The organism is Actinophytocola sp. (genome assembly GCF_036378875.1).
Classification (GTDB): Bacteria; Actinomycetota; Actinomycetes; order Mycobacteriales; family Pseudonocardiaceae; genus Actinophytocola.
Genome location: NZ_DASUVO010000171.1, coordinates 69,083 through 84,451 on the forward strand (window position 1 = coordinate 69,083; position 15,369 = coordinate 84,451).

16 protein-coding genes are annotated in these 15,369 nt (G+C 69.7%); 9 read left to right on the forward strand and 7 right to left on the reverse strand.

Features of this window, described 5'->3' with window-relative positions:
- Nucleotides 1–8 precede the first annotated feature (8 nt).
- From VF106_RS48185 to VF106_RS48195, 3 genes are all read right to left on the reverse strand, one after another.
- Entirely contained in the window at nt 9–770 is a 762-nt protein-coding gene (locus tag VF106_RS48185) for a GntR family transcriptional regulator (RefSeq protein ID WP_330846847.1), read from the reverse strand.
- A gap of 425 nt (nt 771–1,195) precedes the next feature.
- The gene (locus VF106_RS48190) at nt 1,196–1,642 is read right to left on the reverse strand and encodes a hypothetical protein (protein WP_330846848.1); all 447 of its coding nucleotides are present in this window, start codon (nt 1,640–1,642) and stop codon (nt 1,196–1,198) included.
- 32 nt (nt 1,643–1,674) lie between these two features.
- The gene (locus VF106_RS48195; RefSeq protein ID WP_330846849.1) at nt 1,675–2,094 is read right to left on the reverse strand and encodes a cupin domain-containing protein; all 420 of its coding nucleotides are present in this window, start codon (nt 2,092–2,094) and stop codon (nt 1,675–1,677) included.
- A gap of 47 nt (nt 2,095–2,141) precedes the next feature.
- Here VF106_RS48195 and VF106_RS48200 point away from each other — a divergent pair, with 47 nt between their 5' ends.
- On the forward strand, nt 2,142–2,588 hold the full coding sequence (locus tag VF106_RS48200; RefSeq protein ID WP_330846850.1) for an SRPBCC family protein: 447 nt from the start codon (nt 2,142–2,144) through the stop codon (nt 2,586–2,588).
- A 140-nt stretch (nt 2,589–2,728) separates the two neighbouring features.
- Entirely contained in the window at nt 2,729–3,808 is a 1,080-nt protein-coding gene (locus VF106_RS48205; RefSeq protein WP_330846851.1) for a methyltransferase, read from the forward strand.
- Here VF106_RS48205 and VF106_RS48210 read toward each other — a convergent pair.
- The gene (locus VF106_RS48210; RefSeq protein WP_330846852.1) at nt 3,751–5,196 is read right to left on the reverse strand and encodes an MFS transporter; all 1,446 of its coding nucleotides are present in this window, start codon (nt 5,194–5,196) and stop codon (nt 3,751–3,753) included. The genes VF106_RS48205 and VF106_RS48210 overlap by 58 nt on opposite strands.
- A gap of 116 nt (nt 5,197–5,312) precedes the next feature.
- Here VF106_RS48210 and VF106_RS48215 point away from each other — a divergent pair, with 116 nt between their 5' ends.
- From VF106_RS48215 to VF106_RS48235, 5 genes are all read left to right on the forward strand, one after another.
- Nucleotides 5,313–6,518 carry a cytochrome P450 gene (locus tag VF106_RS48215; RefSeq protein ID WP_330846853.1) on the forward strand — a complete coding sequence of 402 codons (1,206 nt, stop codon included), beginning with the start codon at nt 5,313–5,315 and terminating at the stop codon, nt 6,516–6,518.
- A 3-nt stretch (nt 6,519–6,521) separates the two neighbouring features.
- Nucleotides 6,522–7,199, forward strand: coding sequence for a TetR/AcrR family transcriptional regulator (locus VF106_RS48220; protein WP_330846854.1), 678 nt, complete (start codon nt 6,522–6,524; stop codon nt 7,197–7,199).
- On the forward strand, nt 7,196–7,390 hold the full coding sequence (locus VF106_RS48225; RefSeq protein WP_330846855.1) for a ferredoxin: 195 nt from the start codon (nt 7,196–7,198) through the stop codon (nt 7,388–7,390). The genes VF106_RS48220 and VF106_RS48225 overlap by 4 nt, the downstream gene beginning before the upstream one ends.
- A complete protein-coding gene (locus tag VF106_RS48230; RefSeq protein ID WP_330846856.1) occupies nt 7,387–8,574 on the forward strand; it encodes an NAD(P)/FAD-dependent oxidoreductase in 1,188 nt (395 codons plus the stop codon). The genes VF106_RS48225 and VF106_RS48230 overlap by 4 nt, the downstream gene beginning before the upstream one ends.
- A gap of 156 nt (nt 8,575–8,730) precedes the next feature.
- The gene (locus tag VF106_RS48235) at nt 8,731–9,933 is read left to right on the forward strand and encodes a cytochrome P450 (RefSeq protein ID WP_330846857.1); all 1,203 of its coding nucleotides are present in this window, start codon (nt 8,731–8,733) and stop codon (nt 9,931–9,933) included.
- A gap of 126 nt (nt 9,934–10,059) precedes the next feature.
- Here VF106_RS48235 and VF106_RS48240 read toward each other — a convergent pair whose 3' ends face one another.
- Nucleotides 10,060–10,824, reverse strand: coding sequence for an SDR family NAD(P)-dependent oxidoreductase (locus VF106_RS48240; protein ID WP_330846858.1), 765 nt, complete (start codon nt 10,822–10,824; stop codon nt 10,060–10,062).
- A 79-nt stretch (nt 10,825–10,903) separates the two neighbouring features.
- On the opposite strand from VF106_RS48240, the gene VF106_RS48245 reads away from it, so the two are divergent.
- The gene (locus VF106_RS48245) at nt 10,904–11,515 is read left to right on the forward strand and encodes a TetR/AcrR family transcriptional regulator (RefSeq protein ID WP_330846859.1); all 612 of its coding nucleotides are present in this window, start codon (nt 10,904–10,906) and stop codon (nt 11,513–11,515) included.
- A 21-nt stretch (nt 11,516–11,536) separates the two neighbouring features.
- Here the strand turns inward: VF106_RS48245 and VF106_RS48250 are convergent, their stop codons facing one another.
- Nucleotides 11,537–11,698: a hypothetical protein gene (locus VF106_RS48250; RefSeq protein WP_330846860.1), complete on the reverse strand. Its 162-nt coding sequence runs from the start codon at nt 11,696–11,698 to the stop codon at nt 11,537–11,539.
- 142 nt (nt 11,699–11,840) lie between these two features.
- On the opposite strand from VF106_RS48250, the gene VF106_RS48255 reads away from it, so the two are divergent.
- Nucleotides 11,841–14,783, forward strand: coding sequence for an NACHT domain-containing protein (locus VF106_RS48255; RefSeq protein ID WP_330846861.1), 2,943 nt, complete (start codon nt 11,841–11,843; stop codon nt 14,781–14,783).
- Here the strand turns inward: VF106_RS48255 and VF106_RS48260 are convergent.
- Nucleotides 14,773–15,351, reverse strand: a complete 579-nt coding sequence (locus VF106_RS48260; RefSeq protein WP_330846862.1) for an NADPH-dependent F420 reductase — start codon at nt 15,349–15,351, stop codon at nt 14,773–14,775. The genes VF106_RS48255 and VF106_RS48260 overlap by 11 nt on opposite strands.
- Between the last annotated feature and the right edge of the window lie 18 nt (nt 15,352–15,369).

Genomic DNA, 15,369 nt, shown 5'->3' on the forward strand with positions numbered 1-15,369 from the left:
TCCCGGCGTCAGTCGGCCGGGATCTCGTAGACGAGTTCGAAACGGTCGGCGACCATCACCATGTCGTTGACCTCGACCGCCGCGCCGGTCGTCGTGTAGGCGACCCTGGTCACCGTGATGACCGGCGTGCCGGTCGCGAGCCGCAAGGCGGAGGTTTCGTCGGGTGTCGGCATGCGCGCGCTGACCGTCTCGGTGAAGTGCGCGAACCGGTGCCCGGCCTCCTCCAGCCGCGCGTAGACGCCGCCTGGCCCAGGGTTCTCCTGTTCGATCGCGGTACCCGTCGTCAGGCTGCGGGGTAGACGTGACACGGCGAGCTGGACCGGCATGTCGTTCCTGTTCATCACGCGGTCGCGTACGCAGACCTCGGTGCCCGGTTCGACTCCCAGGACGTCGGCAATGCGGGCGACGGCGGGCTCGAAGTAGACCCTGGTGGCACTGGTCGCCTTGAACCCGCCTGTGGCGGCATCGCCCAAGAAGGCTGCCTGGTTGGCTTCTCGACTGGCGCGGGACAGCCGCTCCGTGCTGAGCCTGGTCACGGGCGGCAACCGCCTGACGAACACACCCTTGCCGTGCTCGGCGGTGACGATGCCCTGACTGCGGAGCAGGCCGATCGCGTCCCGAACGGTCGGGCGGCTCACGCCGTAGGCGTCCACCATCTCTCGCTCTGACGGGAGCTTGTCGCCAGGGCCGTACTCACCAGAGTTGATCCTCGCGCGGATGTCGTCGGCAACCTGCCGATAGGCGGGCACACCGCTGTAGCGATTGATCAATGCGGGCACCTCCGCGCGCTGGTCAGCACGTCTTGACGAGAGTTCCGAGGCTACCCGCTGCGTGACCGATCGAGTGATCCTCCCAAGCTGGTATTGACCAGCTAACTGACCTGCTGAAACATGGACAGATAACTGGTAAGGACGAGTTATCCAGTGATGATCGACTGAGCTCGGTGAACGGCAAAGGGTGGCGGAGATGGAAGCTCTGCGAGGTCGGCCAGGAACGCGCCCTCCACACCCAGGCGAACGGTGCGCCTGCGGAGAGGCCGCCAGAGTGGTGTTGATCAAGGCTATGGGTGATGTGCCGACCTGTCGGGGACCGGCCGACTACGCGGAGGCTGTCGCACACGACGCGTCCGTGACTCGCCAGGTCGTGCTTCGGGCATTCCGGCAGTAGCCCGGGCGGGCCCCGCGTGATCGTTGGCCTAGTGGCCGCCGGTGGTGGCGCCGCCGTGGCCCGCCATCTCCTCGTCCTGTTCGACGGTGCCGCCCAGTTCGCCCTGGAGCTTGGTGATCTCGTCGTTGGAGGAGCTGGTGAGGATCCACCGCTCACCCACCAGGTAGGGGGAGCCGTAGAGGATCGCGTACTCGAACCAGCCGTCCTGGGCCTCGGCGGTGGTGAAGTCGAGGAGCATGTACTTGGTGTCGCCCGTCTTGCAGGCCGCCTGCCGGAAGTCGGTGGTCGTGCCCTGGAACTCCGGGGTGCAGCCGATGGTCGCGGCGAGTTCCTCGACCGTGTACGGCTTGGTGGGTTTCGGGGCGGGCCAGGACGACGTGGTGGCCACCGGTGCCGTCTGGGCGGGCACCGAGCAGCCGGCGGCGGCCACCAGCGCGCACAGGGCAGCGGCGAACCCGAGCAGACGCGTGGTCATACCCTTCTACACGGACAGGAGCCGCCGAGCGTTCATTCGAAGTCGCAGCCGGGGTTGGCGGCGTCGCGGGAGAGCGGGCTGCCGGCTGGGTTGACGTACAGCACCAGGAGCACGACCGGGGTGCCGCCGAGGTTACGTCCGATGTGGACGTGCGCCGGGTCCTCGACCAGCGCGGTCCCGGTGGGATGCGTGAAGGTGGTCGTGCAGTCGGACATCGTCCGGGTGAGCGTGCCTTCCTTCACCGCCCCGTAGAGAGTGCCGTCGTGGAAGTGCCAGCCTGTGCTCCCGCCCGGCTCCACGGTGATCTCCCGCAGCACGTAGTCGGTGTCGCCGATCGTCCACCGGGCGAGGATCGTGCCGGTCACCCCGCGCGGCGGCGTCGCGGTCGCGGTGCCGGGCACGAGAACGAGCAGGACGGCTGCCACCAGTCCGATGGCTGCTCTGCGCAACATGGCAATCCTCCAGGGCTCGCGGGTATCGCCACGTTACCCTCTGCGATGTGGCGACCATCACGCTGGTGATCGAGATCGACGCGCCGGCCGAGCGGGTGTTCGAGGCGCTCGTCGACCTGCCCGGGTACGGCCGGTGGCTTTCGGACTCCACTGACTACGCCGGCACGACCAAGATCAGCACAGACCCGGTCACCGTCGGCACGACGTACGTGGAGCGCAGCCGCACGGGTGTCCGGCGCGGCACGGTCACCGAGCTGGCCGCGCCGACTCGCGTGACGTTCCACCAGCCGATGACGATGAGGCCCCGACTGCTGGGGGTGATCGACATCCGGGTGACCTACACGCTCTCGCCCGTCGACGGCGGGGTACGGGTCGAGCGCGTCGTCACGGCCGACCTGCCGTGGCAGCTCAAGCCGGTCGAACCGTTGGTGCTGTCCCGTTTCCGTCGCGAGAGCCGGCGGACCATCGACGCGTTGAAGGCCTTCGCGGAGTGAGCTACTGGTACGGTGCCGCCATGGTCGCAGGTGCGGTGGTGTGGCGCGGTCCGTCTGACTGACGGCCCAACCGAACCGGGCCGTCTTCGGACGGTCCGCTGATCCTGCCGAAGACGGCTCCCCCGTATCTGGGAGTCCTTGTGGCACACCATGTTCACTGGTTGTCCAACCGCCATCCCCGCCCCGCCCACCTCGTCGTTGCCGGCGACGACCTCCGTGCCGACCGCGCGCTCACGCTCGTGCGGCGCGGCAGGGCCGTGTTGTGGCGCGGCGACTACCGCAACGCGCGCCAGCTGCTCGCCGCGATGAGGCGGCGCCTCGACCGGCGCCCGGTCCCGCCCGGCGACACGCCGGCCGAGACCTTCCACCGCCACCGCGCGGTCACCGCGGACCGGGCGCGCCTGCTCAACCGGCTCGTGCTCGAGCTGGGGCCCGGCTACCGAATCGACCTCCCACACGCGCCCGACGTGTCGCTGGCGTGCCGGCAGGCGTACGGCCCGGATCCCGGTCCCGCCCTCGTCCCGCTCGCCGAGCTCCTCGGTGTGCTCGGCGCACACCAGTGGCGCGCGCGGGGTGTCCTGGTGCCCGCGCTGGACGCCACGATCCACCCGCACTACGGCGTGTTCGCGCCCACCCGCCAGGACTACGTCCAGCTGGTGGCCGACGCGCCGTGGCCGGGGGCGACGACGGCCTTCGACGTCGGGACCGGCACCGGCGTGCTGGCCGCCCTGCTCGCCCGCCGTGGCGCGGGACGGGTGGTGGCCACGGACATCGAGCCCCGCGCGGTCGCCTGCGCCCGCGACAACACGCGCCGGCTCGGCCTGACCGGCCGAATCGAGGTGCGGCTGGCCGACCTGTTCCCTGCCGGGCGCGCGGACCTGGTCGTGTGCAATCCGCCGTGGCTGCCGGCCACCCCGGCCGCACCGCTCGACGCCGCGGTCTACGACCCCGAATCCCGCGTGCTGCGGCGTTTCCTGCACGAGGTGTCGGCACGGTTGACGCCCGGCGGGGAGGCCTGGCTGGTCCTCTCCGACCTGGCGGAGCGGCTCGGGCTGCGCCGCCGCGGCGAGCTGACCGGCATGTTCGCCGACGCGCGACTCACCGTGGTCGACCGCCTCGACACCCGCCCTCGGCCCCGCCGGCGAGCGGACTCGCTGTCGGTCTACCGGGCGGCGGAGATCACGTCGCTGTGGCGGCTCTCGGCGGCCTCCTCGGTCTGACGGGCCCGGCCGGGGATGAACGCGGCGATCGCGAGTGCCGCGAGCGCCGCGCCGCTGCCCAGGGCCATGATCAGGCGGAAACCGCCCTGGGACGGCACCTCGGCCGGGCCGAACGGGATCGTCAGGTGCGCCAGGATCACGCCGGCCACCGCGCTGGAGATCGACGTGCCGATGGCTCGCATGAGCGTGTTGAGGCTGTTGGCCGCCGCCGTCTCCGAGATCGGCACGGCCCCCATGATCAGCGCCGGCATCGACCCGTACGCCAGACCGATGCCGGCGCCGATCAACGCGGACACGATCAACAGCTGCCAGATGGCCGACATGAACACGGCCCCGAGCCCGTACCCGGCGGCGACCACGACCGCGCCCACCATCAGCGTCGTCTTGGGGCCGCGTGCCCGGGAGATCCGCGCGGACACCGGCGAGGTCGCCATCATCACCAGGCCGGCCGGCACCAACACGAGTCCCGTGACCAGCAGCGACTGGCCCAGTCCGTAACCGGTCGCCGCTGGCAGCTGCAGGAGCTGCGGCAGGACCAGCGACATCGCGAACATGGCGAACGCGAACACGACCGACGCCAGGTTCGTGACGAGCACCTGCCGGCGCGCGGACGTCCGCAGGTCGACCAGTGGCATGCGGGTCCGCAGCTCGAACCAACCCCACAGCAGCAGCACGAGCACGGCCGCGCCGAACAGGCCGAGGGTCAGCCCGTCGGTCCAGCCCCAGTCGGCGCCCTTGGAGATCGCCAGCAGCAGGCAGACCAGTGCCGTGGAAAGACCGAGCGCGCCCACCACGTCGAACCGGCCGCCGGTCCGCACGCTCGACTCCGGCACGAAGGTCAGTACGAACCCGATCACCACGACACCGAGCCCGGCCGCGGTCCAGAACAGCACGTGCCAGTCGGTGTTCTCGATCAGCAAAGCCGACGCCGGCAGGCCGAGCGCGCCGCCGACACCCAGCGACGAGCTCATCATCGCGGTCGCCGAGCCGAGCTTCTCGGCCGGCAGTTCGTCACGCATGATGCTGATCCCCAAGGGAATGACGCCGGACGCGAGGCCCTGCAGCACCCGGCCGGCGAGCATCGGCACCAGGCTGTCCGACAGCGCGGCGACGGTGGAGCCGGCCACCAGCAGGCACAGGCTGAGCAGGAGCATGGCTCGCTTGCCGTACATGTCGCCGAGCCGTCCGACGACCGGGGTCGCGACGGCGCTGGCGAGCAGCGTCGCGGTGATCACCCACGTCGTGTCGGCCGGTGAGGCGTGCAGCAGCCCCGGCAGCATCGGGATGAGCGGGATGACCAGCGTCTGCATCAGCGACACCGTGATGCCGCCGAGAGCGAGCACCGCCACGACGACATTGGGCCGCGGCGCGGCGCCGGCTAACGACATGTGAAGCCTCCCCAGAGTCGGTACTCAGAGATTAAGTCAGCTGATTGACTTACTCTAGATCACATGGGCAGACTGTGAGTGACCGAACACCGACTGCTGCGAAATGGAGAACTCCGGTGACCCAAGAGGCGTTGCGGTACCCGATCCCGGCCGAGGCCGCCCTGGAACCGCCGGCCGAGTGGGCGAGGCTGCGGGACGAGTGCCCGGTGGCGCGGGTGACGCTGCCCAGTGGCGACGAGGCGATGCTCGTGACCCGGTACGACGACGTCAAAGCCGTGCTGTCCGACCCGAGGTTCACGCGGACGGGACCGGGGCGGGGCGCGCGGGTGTCCGCCGCCGAGGAAGGCGGGGTGTTCAACAGCGAGATGGCGTCCGTGCTGCCCCAGCACGGCGAGGAGCACCTTCGCTGGCGGCGGATGATCGGCAAGTGGTTCACCGCCAAGCGGATGAACGCGCTGCGGCCGGGCATCGAGGCCATGGCAGAGCAGCTCATCGACGACATGGTGGCCAAGGGCGCGCCGGCGGATCTCAAGGCGGCACTGGGTTTCCCGCTGCCCGTGTGGGTCATCTGCGACATGCTCGGCGTGCCGGACACCGACCGCGAGCGGTTCGCGCGCTGGTCGGACATGTTGCTGAGTATGACCCGCTTCACCCAGGAGGAGATGGCCGCGGCGCAGCTGGAGTTCGGCGGCTACATGTTCGCCCACATCAACGCCAAGCGGGAGCAACCGGGTGACGACCTGCTCAGCGCTCTGCTGCGGGAGACCGACGTCAACGGTGAGCCGCTGTCCGACATCGTCCTGATCTCCACGGGCATCGGTCTGCTGGTCGCCGGCCACGAGACCACCGCCAACATGATCGGCAAGATGGTCGGCATGCTGTTGGCCGACCGGAGCCGGTGGGAGGAACTGCTTGCCGACCGGTCCCTGGTGCGCACCGCTGTCGAGGAGACGCTGCGCATGGACGCCAACTCGGGCTTCGGCATGGTGCGGTACTTCGACGAGGAGGTCGAGATCGCCGGGACGACGCTGCCGAGCGGCACCACCGCGGTGTGCAGCATGGCCGCCGCGAACCGCGACGAGCGCCAGTTCGCCAACGCCGATCAGCTGGACCTGCACCGCGGCCCGAACCCGCACCTGTCGTTCGGCGCGGGCGCGCACGCCTGCATCGGCCAGCCGCTGGCACGCACCGAGCTGCAGGCCGTGCTCGACGTGCTGCTGCGCAAGCTCCCGTCGCTCGAACTCGCGGTCGACGTGGATGATCTACGTCGAGTCGAGGGGCTCGTCGTGGGCGGGCTCAGGGAACTACCAGTGCGGTGGTGAGATGTGGGCACAGTCAACGACGCCACGACCCAGTCGACACGGGCCAGTGCGACCCGTGAGCTGATCCTGACCGCGGCGGAGCGGCTGTTCGCCGAGCACGGCGTGCTCGCCGTGTCCAACCGGCAGGTCAGCGAGGCCGCCGGGCAGGGCAACAACACGGCGGTCGGCTACCACTTCGGCACCAAGGCCGATCTGGTGCGGGCGATCGCCCGCAAGCACTCCGCGCCGATCGAGGAGCTCCGCCAGCGCATGGTGGCGGAGATCGCTGACAGCACGGACGTGCGGGACTGGATCGGCTGCCTGATCCGGCCCGTCACAGAGCATCTGGCGGCGGTGGGCAGCCCGACCTGGTTCGCCCGGTTCGGTGCGCAGGTGATGACCGACCCGTCGTTGCGGCAGATCATGGTCGACGAGTCCCTGTCGTCACCGTCGCTGGTGCGGATCGTCGAGGGGCTGTACCGGTGCCTGCCCGACCTGCCGGACGACGTCCGTGCCGAACGCGCCGACATGGCCCGCCAGCTGCTGGTGCACATGGTCGCCGAACGCGAACGCGCACTGGCCGACGGCACGCCGACCCCGAGGGCCACGTGGGCCGAGGCGGCGGACGGGATCGTCGACGCGCTCGTCGGCATGTGGCAGGCGCCGATCACCACGTACAAGCGAGAAGGGGATGAACCATGAAGGTAAGCGTGGACCAGGACAAGTGCTGCGGCGCCGGCACGTGTGTGCTGCTCGCGCCGGACGTGTTCGACCAGCGGGACGAGGACGGCATCGTGGTCCTGCTCGACGAGACGCCGGGCGAGGACCTGCACGACATCGTCCGTGAGGCGGCCAGCGTGTGTCCTGGTGTCGCCATCACGGTGAACGAGTGAGTACTCCGGACGGCGTGCTTGTCGTGGGGGCTTCCGCGGCGGGTCTCGCTGCCGCGGAAGCCTTGCGCCGCAAGGGGTACCAGGGCCGTCTGACCGTGCTCGGCGCTGAGCGGCACCTGCCGTACGACCGGCCGCCACTGTCCAAACAGGTCCTTTCCGGTTCCTGGCAGTCCGACAAGGCGCAGCTGCGGCAACCGGACGCGCTGTCCAAACTGGACGCCGAGTTCGTCCTCGGCGACCCTGCGGTCGGGCTGGACACGGCGGCCCGCGCGGTCGCCACGGCGTCGGGGCGGGTGTTGAACGCGGAGGCCGTCGTGCTGGCCACCGGGTTGCGGCCGCGGACCCTGCCAGGGCAGGACGGGCTGGCCGGGGTCCACGTGCTCCGCACGCTCGACGACGCCCTCGCGTTGCGGGCGGATCTGCTGTCCTGTTCGCGCGTCGTGGTCGTCGGGGACGGGGTGCTCGGCGCCGAGATCGCCGCCACCGCACGGGGTATGGGTCTGGCGGTCACCATGGCCGGCCCGCAGGAGGCGCCGCTGGCCTACCAGTTCGGTCCGCTGGTCGCGGACCTGCTGGCCGATCTGCACGTCACGAACGGGGTCGAGCTGCGGCTCGGCTCGGGTGTCACCGGCCTGTCCGGAAAGGACGGTCGGGTCGCCGGCGTGTGCCTCGAGAACGGCGAGGTGCTGCCAGCCGACGTGGTCGTGGTGGCGTTCGGCGCGGCGCCGGTGACGGACTGGCTGTCGGGCAGCGGCTTGTTGTGCGACAACGGGATCGTGTGCGACTCCCGGTGTCGCGCGGCCGACGGGATCTATGCCGCCGGTGATGTGGCGCGTTGGCACCACGAGCCGTTCGACGCGTTGCTGCGCCTGGAGAACCGGACCAATGCCACCGAGCAGGGAGTCGCCGTCGCCGGGAACATCCTCGGCGCCGACCAGCCGTACGCGCCCGTGCCGTACTTCTGGACCGACCAGTTCGACGTGAAGATCCATGTCCACGGCACGCTGTCCGCCGACGCCGATGTGACCATTGTGGACGGTGACCCGGCGGACCGCCGCTTCGTCGCGACCTTCCGGCAGGGCGGCATGGTCACCGGCGTGCTCGGTTGGAACATGCCCAAGCAGGCCCGACTCCGCCGCCAGGAAGTCGTCGCGGCCTCAGCACTCGTTGGAGGGAAGCCATGACACCCCTTACGTCAACCTCGAGATCAACTCAGGCCGAGTGCTTCGCAACCGCACCTCAGGGGAACGTGACGCAAGCCAGCCACAGGTGCGTGACCAAACAGGACCGTTCGTCCTCGACGAGGCCAACACATTGAACTCCGGGAGGCGGGTCCGATCATGACCACCATCGAGGTGTTTCCGGGTGCGCGGGCGGACACGTGCCCGTTCGACCCGCCGCCGGCCATCCGGTCGTTGCAGGAGCAGGCGCCGCTGGTGCGCGTCCAGTTGCGCAACGGCGTCCCGGCGTGGCTCGTGACCCGGTACGCGGAACAGAAGGCGCTGCTGTCCGACCCGAGGGTCAGCTCGGACGTCACGCGGGCCGGCTACCCGATCGAGATCAGTCCCTCGGCGGGCGGTGGAGACGCGCCGGTGAGCTTCATCCTCATGGACGACCCCGAGCACGCCCGGCTGCGCCGGATGGTGACCGCGCCGTTCATGATCAAGCGGATCGAGGCCATGCGGCCGGGCGTGCAGAAGATCGTGGACGAGCTGATCGACGACATGCTGGCCGGCCCGAAGCCGGTGGATCTGGTGGCCGCGTTCGCGCTGCCGGTGCCGTCGCTGGTGATCTGCCAGTTGCTCGGCGTGCCGTACGCCGACCACGACTTCTTCCAGGAGAACAGCAAGACCCTCATCAACCGCGACGCGACCGGTGAGGAGCGGATGGCCGCCGGTGGCCGGCTGTTGGGCTACCTGGACGCGCTGCTCGGCGAGAAGATCGCCAACCCCGGCGACGACCTGCTGTCCGGCCTGGTCGAGCGGATCGGGAAGGGTGAGCTGACCCGGCCGGAGGCGGCGCAGATGGGCGTCCTCATGCTGCTGGCCGGCCACGAGACGACCGCGAACATGATCGCGCTGGGCACGTTGGCGCTGCTCGAACACCCCGACCAGCTGGCGCTGCTGCGGGATTCGGACGACCCGGAGCTGGTCGCGTCCGCGGTCGAGGAGTTGTTGCGGTACCTGAACATCACGCACAACGGCCGGCGGCGGGTGGCCACGGCGGACATCGAGATCGCGGGCCAGGTGATCCGCGCCGGCGAGGGCGTCATCATGGCCAACGACATCGCCAACCGCGACCCGTCGGCGTTCCCCGACCCGGACCGCCTCGACCTCACCCGGCGGGCCCGACACCACGTGGCGTTCGGCTTCGGCGTGCACCAGTGCCTGGGACAGCCACTGGCGCGCATGGAACTGCAGGTCGTGTACAGCACCCTGTACCGCCGCGTCCCCACCCTGAGCCTGGCCACCGAGATCGACGCCCTGCCGTTCAAACACGATGGCTCGGTCTACGGCGTCTACGAACTCCCAGTGACCTGGTAACCCGCGCGAGTCCAACACTCAGGACCCGCGAGTTCAACGAAACCTTGGGCGAGTGCCCAACGTTTTGTTGAACTCAGCGGTCTGTCGCGTTGGACACGCGGGTCTGGGGTGTTGGACACGCGCGGGTTAGACGGCGGACCAGCCGTTGTCTACTGGGAGGACTACGCCGTTGATGTTGCTCGCGGCGTCCGAGGCCAGGAACACGATCGCGGCCGCCTGTTCGTCCGCTTCCGCGATTCGGCCCACGTTCGGCATGTACGGGCCAAGGGTCTGCGGGCCGTAGCCCTCCGGCATGCCGCCCATGCTGGCCGAGATGTTGGTCATGGTCCCGCCGGGGGCGATCGCGTTGACGCGGATCCCGGAGTTCCGGTACATGATCGCGGTCGACCGGGTCAGGCCGACGATGCCGTGCTTGGACACCGTGTAGGCGGTGCCGGACGCGCTGCCGCGCAGGCCCGCCTCGGACGCCGTGTAGACGATCGCGCCCTTGCCCTTGGCCAGCATGTGCGGCAGCACGGCGCGGGTCAGCTGGAAGGGCGCGGTCAGGTTGACCCGGATCAGCCGCTCCCACTCCTCGTCCGTCACGTCGGCGGTCGCGGTCATCCGGTCCATGATGCCCGCGTTGTTGACCAGCACGTCCAGGCCGCCGAAGGTGTCCACGGCCGTCGACACGACCTGCTCGACCATCGCCGGGTCGCTCAGGTCGCCGGTCACCGCCACCGCGGTGCCACCCGCCGCCTCGATCTCCGCGACGACCGCCTTGGCGCCGTCCACGTTCAGGTCGGCGACCACGACTCGGGCGCCCTCCTCGGCGAACCGCAACGCGGCCGCGCGGCCGATACCCGAACCCGCGCCGGTCACGACGACGCTGCTCCCACTCAGTCCAGTCATGGCCCGGCCCACCTCTTCTGTCGCGTTGCGCCTTCTTGTCGCAGTGTGCCATAAACTTGTGACATGACAAGATGGCGCCATGTCTGGGGATGACGTGGCGCGGGTCGGCAGGCCACCACTCACGGAACGTCGCAAGGCGGCTACCCGCCTGGAGGTGGCCCGCGAGGCCGTGCGCCTGTTCACAAGCAAGGGGGTCGCCGGGACGTCGGCGGAGGAGGTCGCGACGGCGGCCGGCATCTCGGTCCGCACGCTCTGGCGGTATTTCCCCAGCAAGGAGGCCTGCGTCTGGCCGTTGCTGGCCGCCGGCATCCAGACCCTGACGCGGTCGCTGCGCGAGTGGCCGCCCGGACGGGGCATCGCCGACGCCTTCGAGGAACGGGCCGCCGACGAGACGACCGCCGACCTGCCCGCAGTACTGGCGCTGGTCCGCCTGACCAGGACCGAACCGGGCCTGCGCGCGGTGTGGCTACAGGCTCACGACGACGCCGAGTCGGTGATCGTCGCCGCGCTGGCCCGGCGCAGCGGCCTGCCGGAGGACGACCTGGGTGTCAAGGTCCGCGCGGCACTGGTCAACAGCGCGCTTCGGGCGGCGGTGGAACACCACGCGCTGCGACCAGAAGCCGACGAGAAAGACCTGGTAGAAGCCGTGCACGAGGCATTGCGGATCGCCGCGGGCGGAGTACCGGACTGACGTCCTCTGTAGACGGACGAGCTACTCGACGACGCTCTTCATGAAGTCGACGATCGCCCCGAGCCCGTCGCCGATCCAGCCGAGGATCTGCTGGACGCCGTCGCCGAGCACGGTCGGGTGCGCGAGCAGGGTGTAGATCAGGACGGCGGTCGCCGCGAGAAGGAGGACTTTTTTGGCCTTCATGCGAGCCCGCACCTGATGTCGCCGGCGGAGGTGGACATGCGGTTCCTTCCCATTCGGTTGCATCGACGGTAAGGGATGGTGCCCACAAGTGATCAATCGCCCCATCAGGTGACAACGACGATAACCCATAAGCTAGTGCGCCGTGGCACGCGAACCGGCGATCACCTTCCGCGGCGCGCTGCGGATCCTGGGGCACTACGACCGGCCGTGGCTCGACCGCCTCGACCGCCTGCTCGGCGGCGTGATCCTGGCATCGGGGTTGACGCCGCTCAGCGCGCTGTGGGGCTGGGTCGACCAGAAGAACGAGGCCACGGGCCTACTCCGAAAGGCACTGGACACGGTGTCCGGCCGCCTGACGAAGACCGGCGGCCTCGCCCGCCACGAACTGGTCATCGCGGCACATACCACCCTCGTGCTGGCCGCGTTCTTCGAAACCCTGCGCGAGATCGACGATGAGGCCAAGTTCACCAAGACCGAGAAGGTCACGCTCGGCACGGGGGAGTCGCCGGTGGCGGACGAGCCGCTCGTCCGCCACCTGTTCACGGCTCCCGTGCCGACACCGTCCGCGTTGGTGGCGTTCGAGGAGAACGTGCACGATGTTGGGGCTTGGGCGGGCGTGAAGGCTCGCGAGCTCGGCCTGACAGTCGGCAACGAGCTTCTTTGCCGCAGGGCGGTCGCAGAGCGGTACCGGTCGGACTACCTGAGGCTCCTGACCGCCGTGCCGGAGTTCAAGATGTGGGCCGACCTGGTTGAACACACCGCCACTCGAACAGCGCTCACCCGGCTGGAGGAACTACTCACGCAGTCCGTGCAGTCGTCCATGCCCAGGGACGTGCGCGCCCTGATCGGTGAGGTCAACCGCGCGGAGTTGGACCGTCCGGTGATCGACGTCGATACCGATGGCTACGGCGTCGACGCCGTCTTCCCGACCGTGGAGCGCATCTTCCTCATCCCGCGCTTCCGCAAGGCCTCTGCGAACCAGATCGACAGGATCGGCGAGGAGCACAGATGGAGGTACTTCGAACAGCAACATGACCTCGATGATGTGCTGGCCCGCCACTTCAGCACTCCCGACTCGACGCGGCTCCCGCTGTTGCTGCTCGGCCATCCCGGCGCCGGGAAGTCGTTGCTGACCAAGGTGCTCGCCGCCCGGCTGCCGGATGCCACCTACACGGTCGTGCGGGTGCCGTTGCGCCGGGTGGATGCTGACGCCCATGTCTCCACCCAGATCAACGAGGCGCTCGTCGAGGCCACCCATGGGCGGGTGAACTGGCCGGATCTCGCCGAACAGAGCGCCGACACGATACGCGTGGTCCTGCTCGACGGCCTGGACGAGTTGCTCCAGGCCACGACCAACGACCGGGGCGGATACCTCACCGACATCGTGGAGTTCCAGCGTGTCGAGGCCGCGATGGGCAAGCCGGTCGCGGTCGTGGTCACGTCGCGGACGCTGGTCGCCGACCGTGTGCGGATCCCGCACGACACCACGGTGCTGAAGCTGGACGAGTTCGGCGACGACCAGATCCGTGAGTGGCTGCGCGTGTGGCACGAGGTCAACCCGCGGATGCGGCGCGTCGCGTCGGAAACCGTACTGGCGCAGGGAGAACTGGCAAGACAGCCGTTGCTGCTGCTCATGCTCACGCTCTACTTCGCCGACCCGGACGTGGTACCGGGCATCGATCTGTCCACTGTGGAGCTTTATCGACGGCTCTTCGACACGTACGCCCGCCGTGAGGTGACCAAGCAGGCTGGCCGGGTGCTGCCGGACACGGAGCTGGCGGACGCCGTGCGTACCCAGCTGGACCGGCTGGCGACGGCCGCGCTGGGCATGTTCAACCGCGGCCACCAGTGGCTCACCGAGGCCGAGCTGAGCGCGGACCTCGCCGGGCTCGGCGAACCCGCGCCAGTGGGAAAGCGCCTGCTCGGCGAGTTCTTCTTCGTCCACGCCCCGGAGGCCGCCGCGAGCGAGGTGCGGCGAAGCTACGAGTTCCTCCACGCCACGTTCGCCGAGTACCTCGTCGCCACCAAGGTGGTGGAGGTGCTTGCCGAGGTCGCGGAAGGTGCCTTCGGCCGGCGGCGGGTCCACGACCCGGACGACGAGCTGTTGTTCGCGCTGCTGTCGCACCAACCGCTGGCCGTGCAGCGGCCCATCATCGACTTCGTCCGCGATCACCTGGACGCCATGGCCGCTGAGGACCGGGCGGACGTCGTGCGGACGCTGGACCTGCTGATCCCGGCCTACCGGCACCGACGGCCCGCGACCCGGTACCTCGACTACCGCCCCCAACGCCCGGACACAGTGCGAGCCTTGGCCGCGTACTCGGCGAACCTCGTGCTCCTGCGCGTGCTCACGGACCCGGACGGGCTGGAGCCGGCGACACTGTGGCCCGACGAGCCGGGTGCGTGGCCGGCGATGGTGAACCTCTGGACGGCGGGCCTTGACGCCGAAGGCTGTCGCGCCATGCTCACCACCGTCGTTCGGGTCGATGGCCGGATTCGCCAGGAATCCTCGTGGCGAGAGCTTCTGGTGTTCGACGAGCTGAACGCCGCGCACCTGCGTGGCGACACCGAGACAGAACGGCGGCTCCGGTTCGGTCATGCCGCGCTCGGCGAGCTGGTCTACTTCGACGAGGTCGAACCGACAACCTGGGTGGACAGTGCACTCAGCAACCTGCTGAGCATCGCGCTGGGCAGCTGGAATGCCCCCGTCGACGTGCCGGAGTCCGCGACGATCCAGGCGACGGCCGCGGTGGCGGAGGTCGCGTGTGGTGTGCTCGCGGTCCACGGCACGCGGTGGAGCCGCGACCAGATGGAAGCCTTCCTCCGCTGGATGATGCGGCTCGGCACGCCGGTCGTCCCCTCCCCGCTGCCTCTGGCGCTCGCTGAGCACACACATCCCGGACTGCTCAACGACCTCCGGTCCGACCCGGACGACAACTGGAGAACGGAATGGCGTGTCGTATTGCGGGCCGCCGCGCCGGAGAGCCTCCAGCAGGTTCCGATCGCCGAACCGGCCGCGTATCTGGACGAGGTCGTGCCGAAGCGGTGGCCGTTGAAGCGAGGGCATCCGCCGATCACCTGGTGAGGAGGCTGTCTCCCGAGTCCGTGTGCGTTGGTTGCAGGATGGCTTGGGCGTCGGCGCCGGCGAACCACAGGCCGATCGCGAAGGCGGCTGTCGACTCCAGCAGTGCGGCGCGCTCGGGGCCGCCGGCGTCGAGTGGTGTGCAGCCCAGGTCGGTGACCAGTGGCGCCACGACCTCCTTCGCTGATGCGGGCCCGCACATCGGCACCGCCAGTGGCCGGCCGCCGAACACACGGGACGGTTGACGCCACACGCTGTCGTGGCACAGGTTGAAGGCCTTGACCACACGCAAATCCGGGCGGGCGGCCGTGATCGCGGCGTACGGGTGCTCGACGCCGAAGCCGGGGGTCACCGCGTTCGTGCAGTCGATGACGACCGTGTCCGGTGCGATGTGTGCCAGGACCTCGACCGCTGCCGTGGCCGGCACCGCGAGCAGTACGACCGGGCCGAACCGGCCCGCGTCCGCCAACGAGCCAGAGCGGCCGCTGGCCATTACGTCGTGGCCGGCCGCTCGCCAGCCCGCGCCCAGCGCCGTGGCCATGTTGCCCGCGCCCAGGATCCCGATCCGCATTTTCGTCCTCCTCCGTGC

Bases quoted from the DNA above. Each gene is read 5' to 3' on its own strand.
- VF106_RS48190 (WP_330846848.1), bottom strand. From the start codon at position 1,642: ATGACCACGCGTCTGCTCGGGTTCGCCGCTGCCCTGTGCGCGCTGGTG.
- VF106_RS48195 (WP_330846849.1), bottom strand. From the start codon at position 2,094: ATGTTGCGCAGAGCAGCCATCGGACTGGTGGCAGCCGTCCTGCTCGTT.
- VF106_RS48210 (WP_330846852.1), bottom strand. From the start codon at position 5,196: ATGTCGTTAGCCGGCGCCGCGCCGCGGCCCAATGTCGTCGTGGCGGTG.
- VF106_RS48225 (WP_330846855.1), top strand. From the start codon at position 7,196: ATGAAGGTAAGCGTGGACCAGGACAAGTGCTGCGGCGCCGGCACGTGT.
- VF106_RS48235 (WP_330846857.1), top strand. From the start codon at position 8,731: ATGACCACCATCGAGGTGTTTCCGGGTGCGCGGGCGGACACGTGCCCG.
- VF106_RS48240 (WP_330846858.1), bottom strand. From the start codon at position 10,824: ATGACTGGACTGAGTGGGAGCAGCGTCGTCGTGACCGGCGCGGGTTCG.
- VF106_RS48245 (WP_330846859.1), top strand. From the start codon at position 10,904: ATGTCTGGGGATGACGTGGCGCGGGTCGGCAGGCCACCACTCACGGAA.
- VF106_RS48250 (WP_330846860.1), bottom strand. From the start codon at position 11,698: ATGAAGGCCAAAAAAGTCCTCCTTCTCGCGGCGACCGCCGTCCTGATC.
- VF106_RS48260 (WP_330846862.1), bottom strand. From the start codon at position 15,351: ATGCGGATCGGGATCCTGGGCGCGGGCAACATGGCCACGGCGCTGGGC.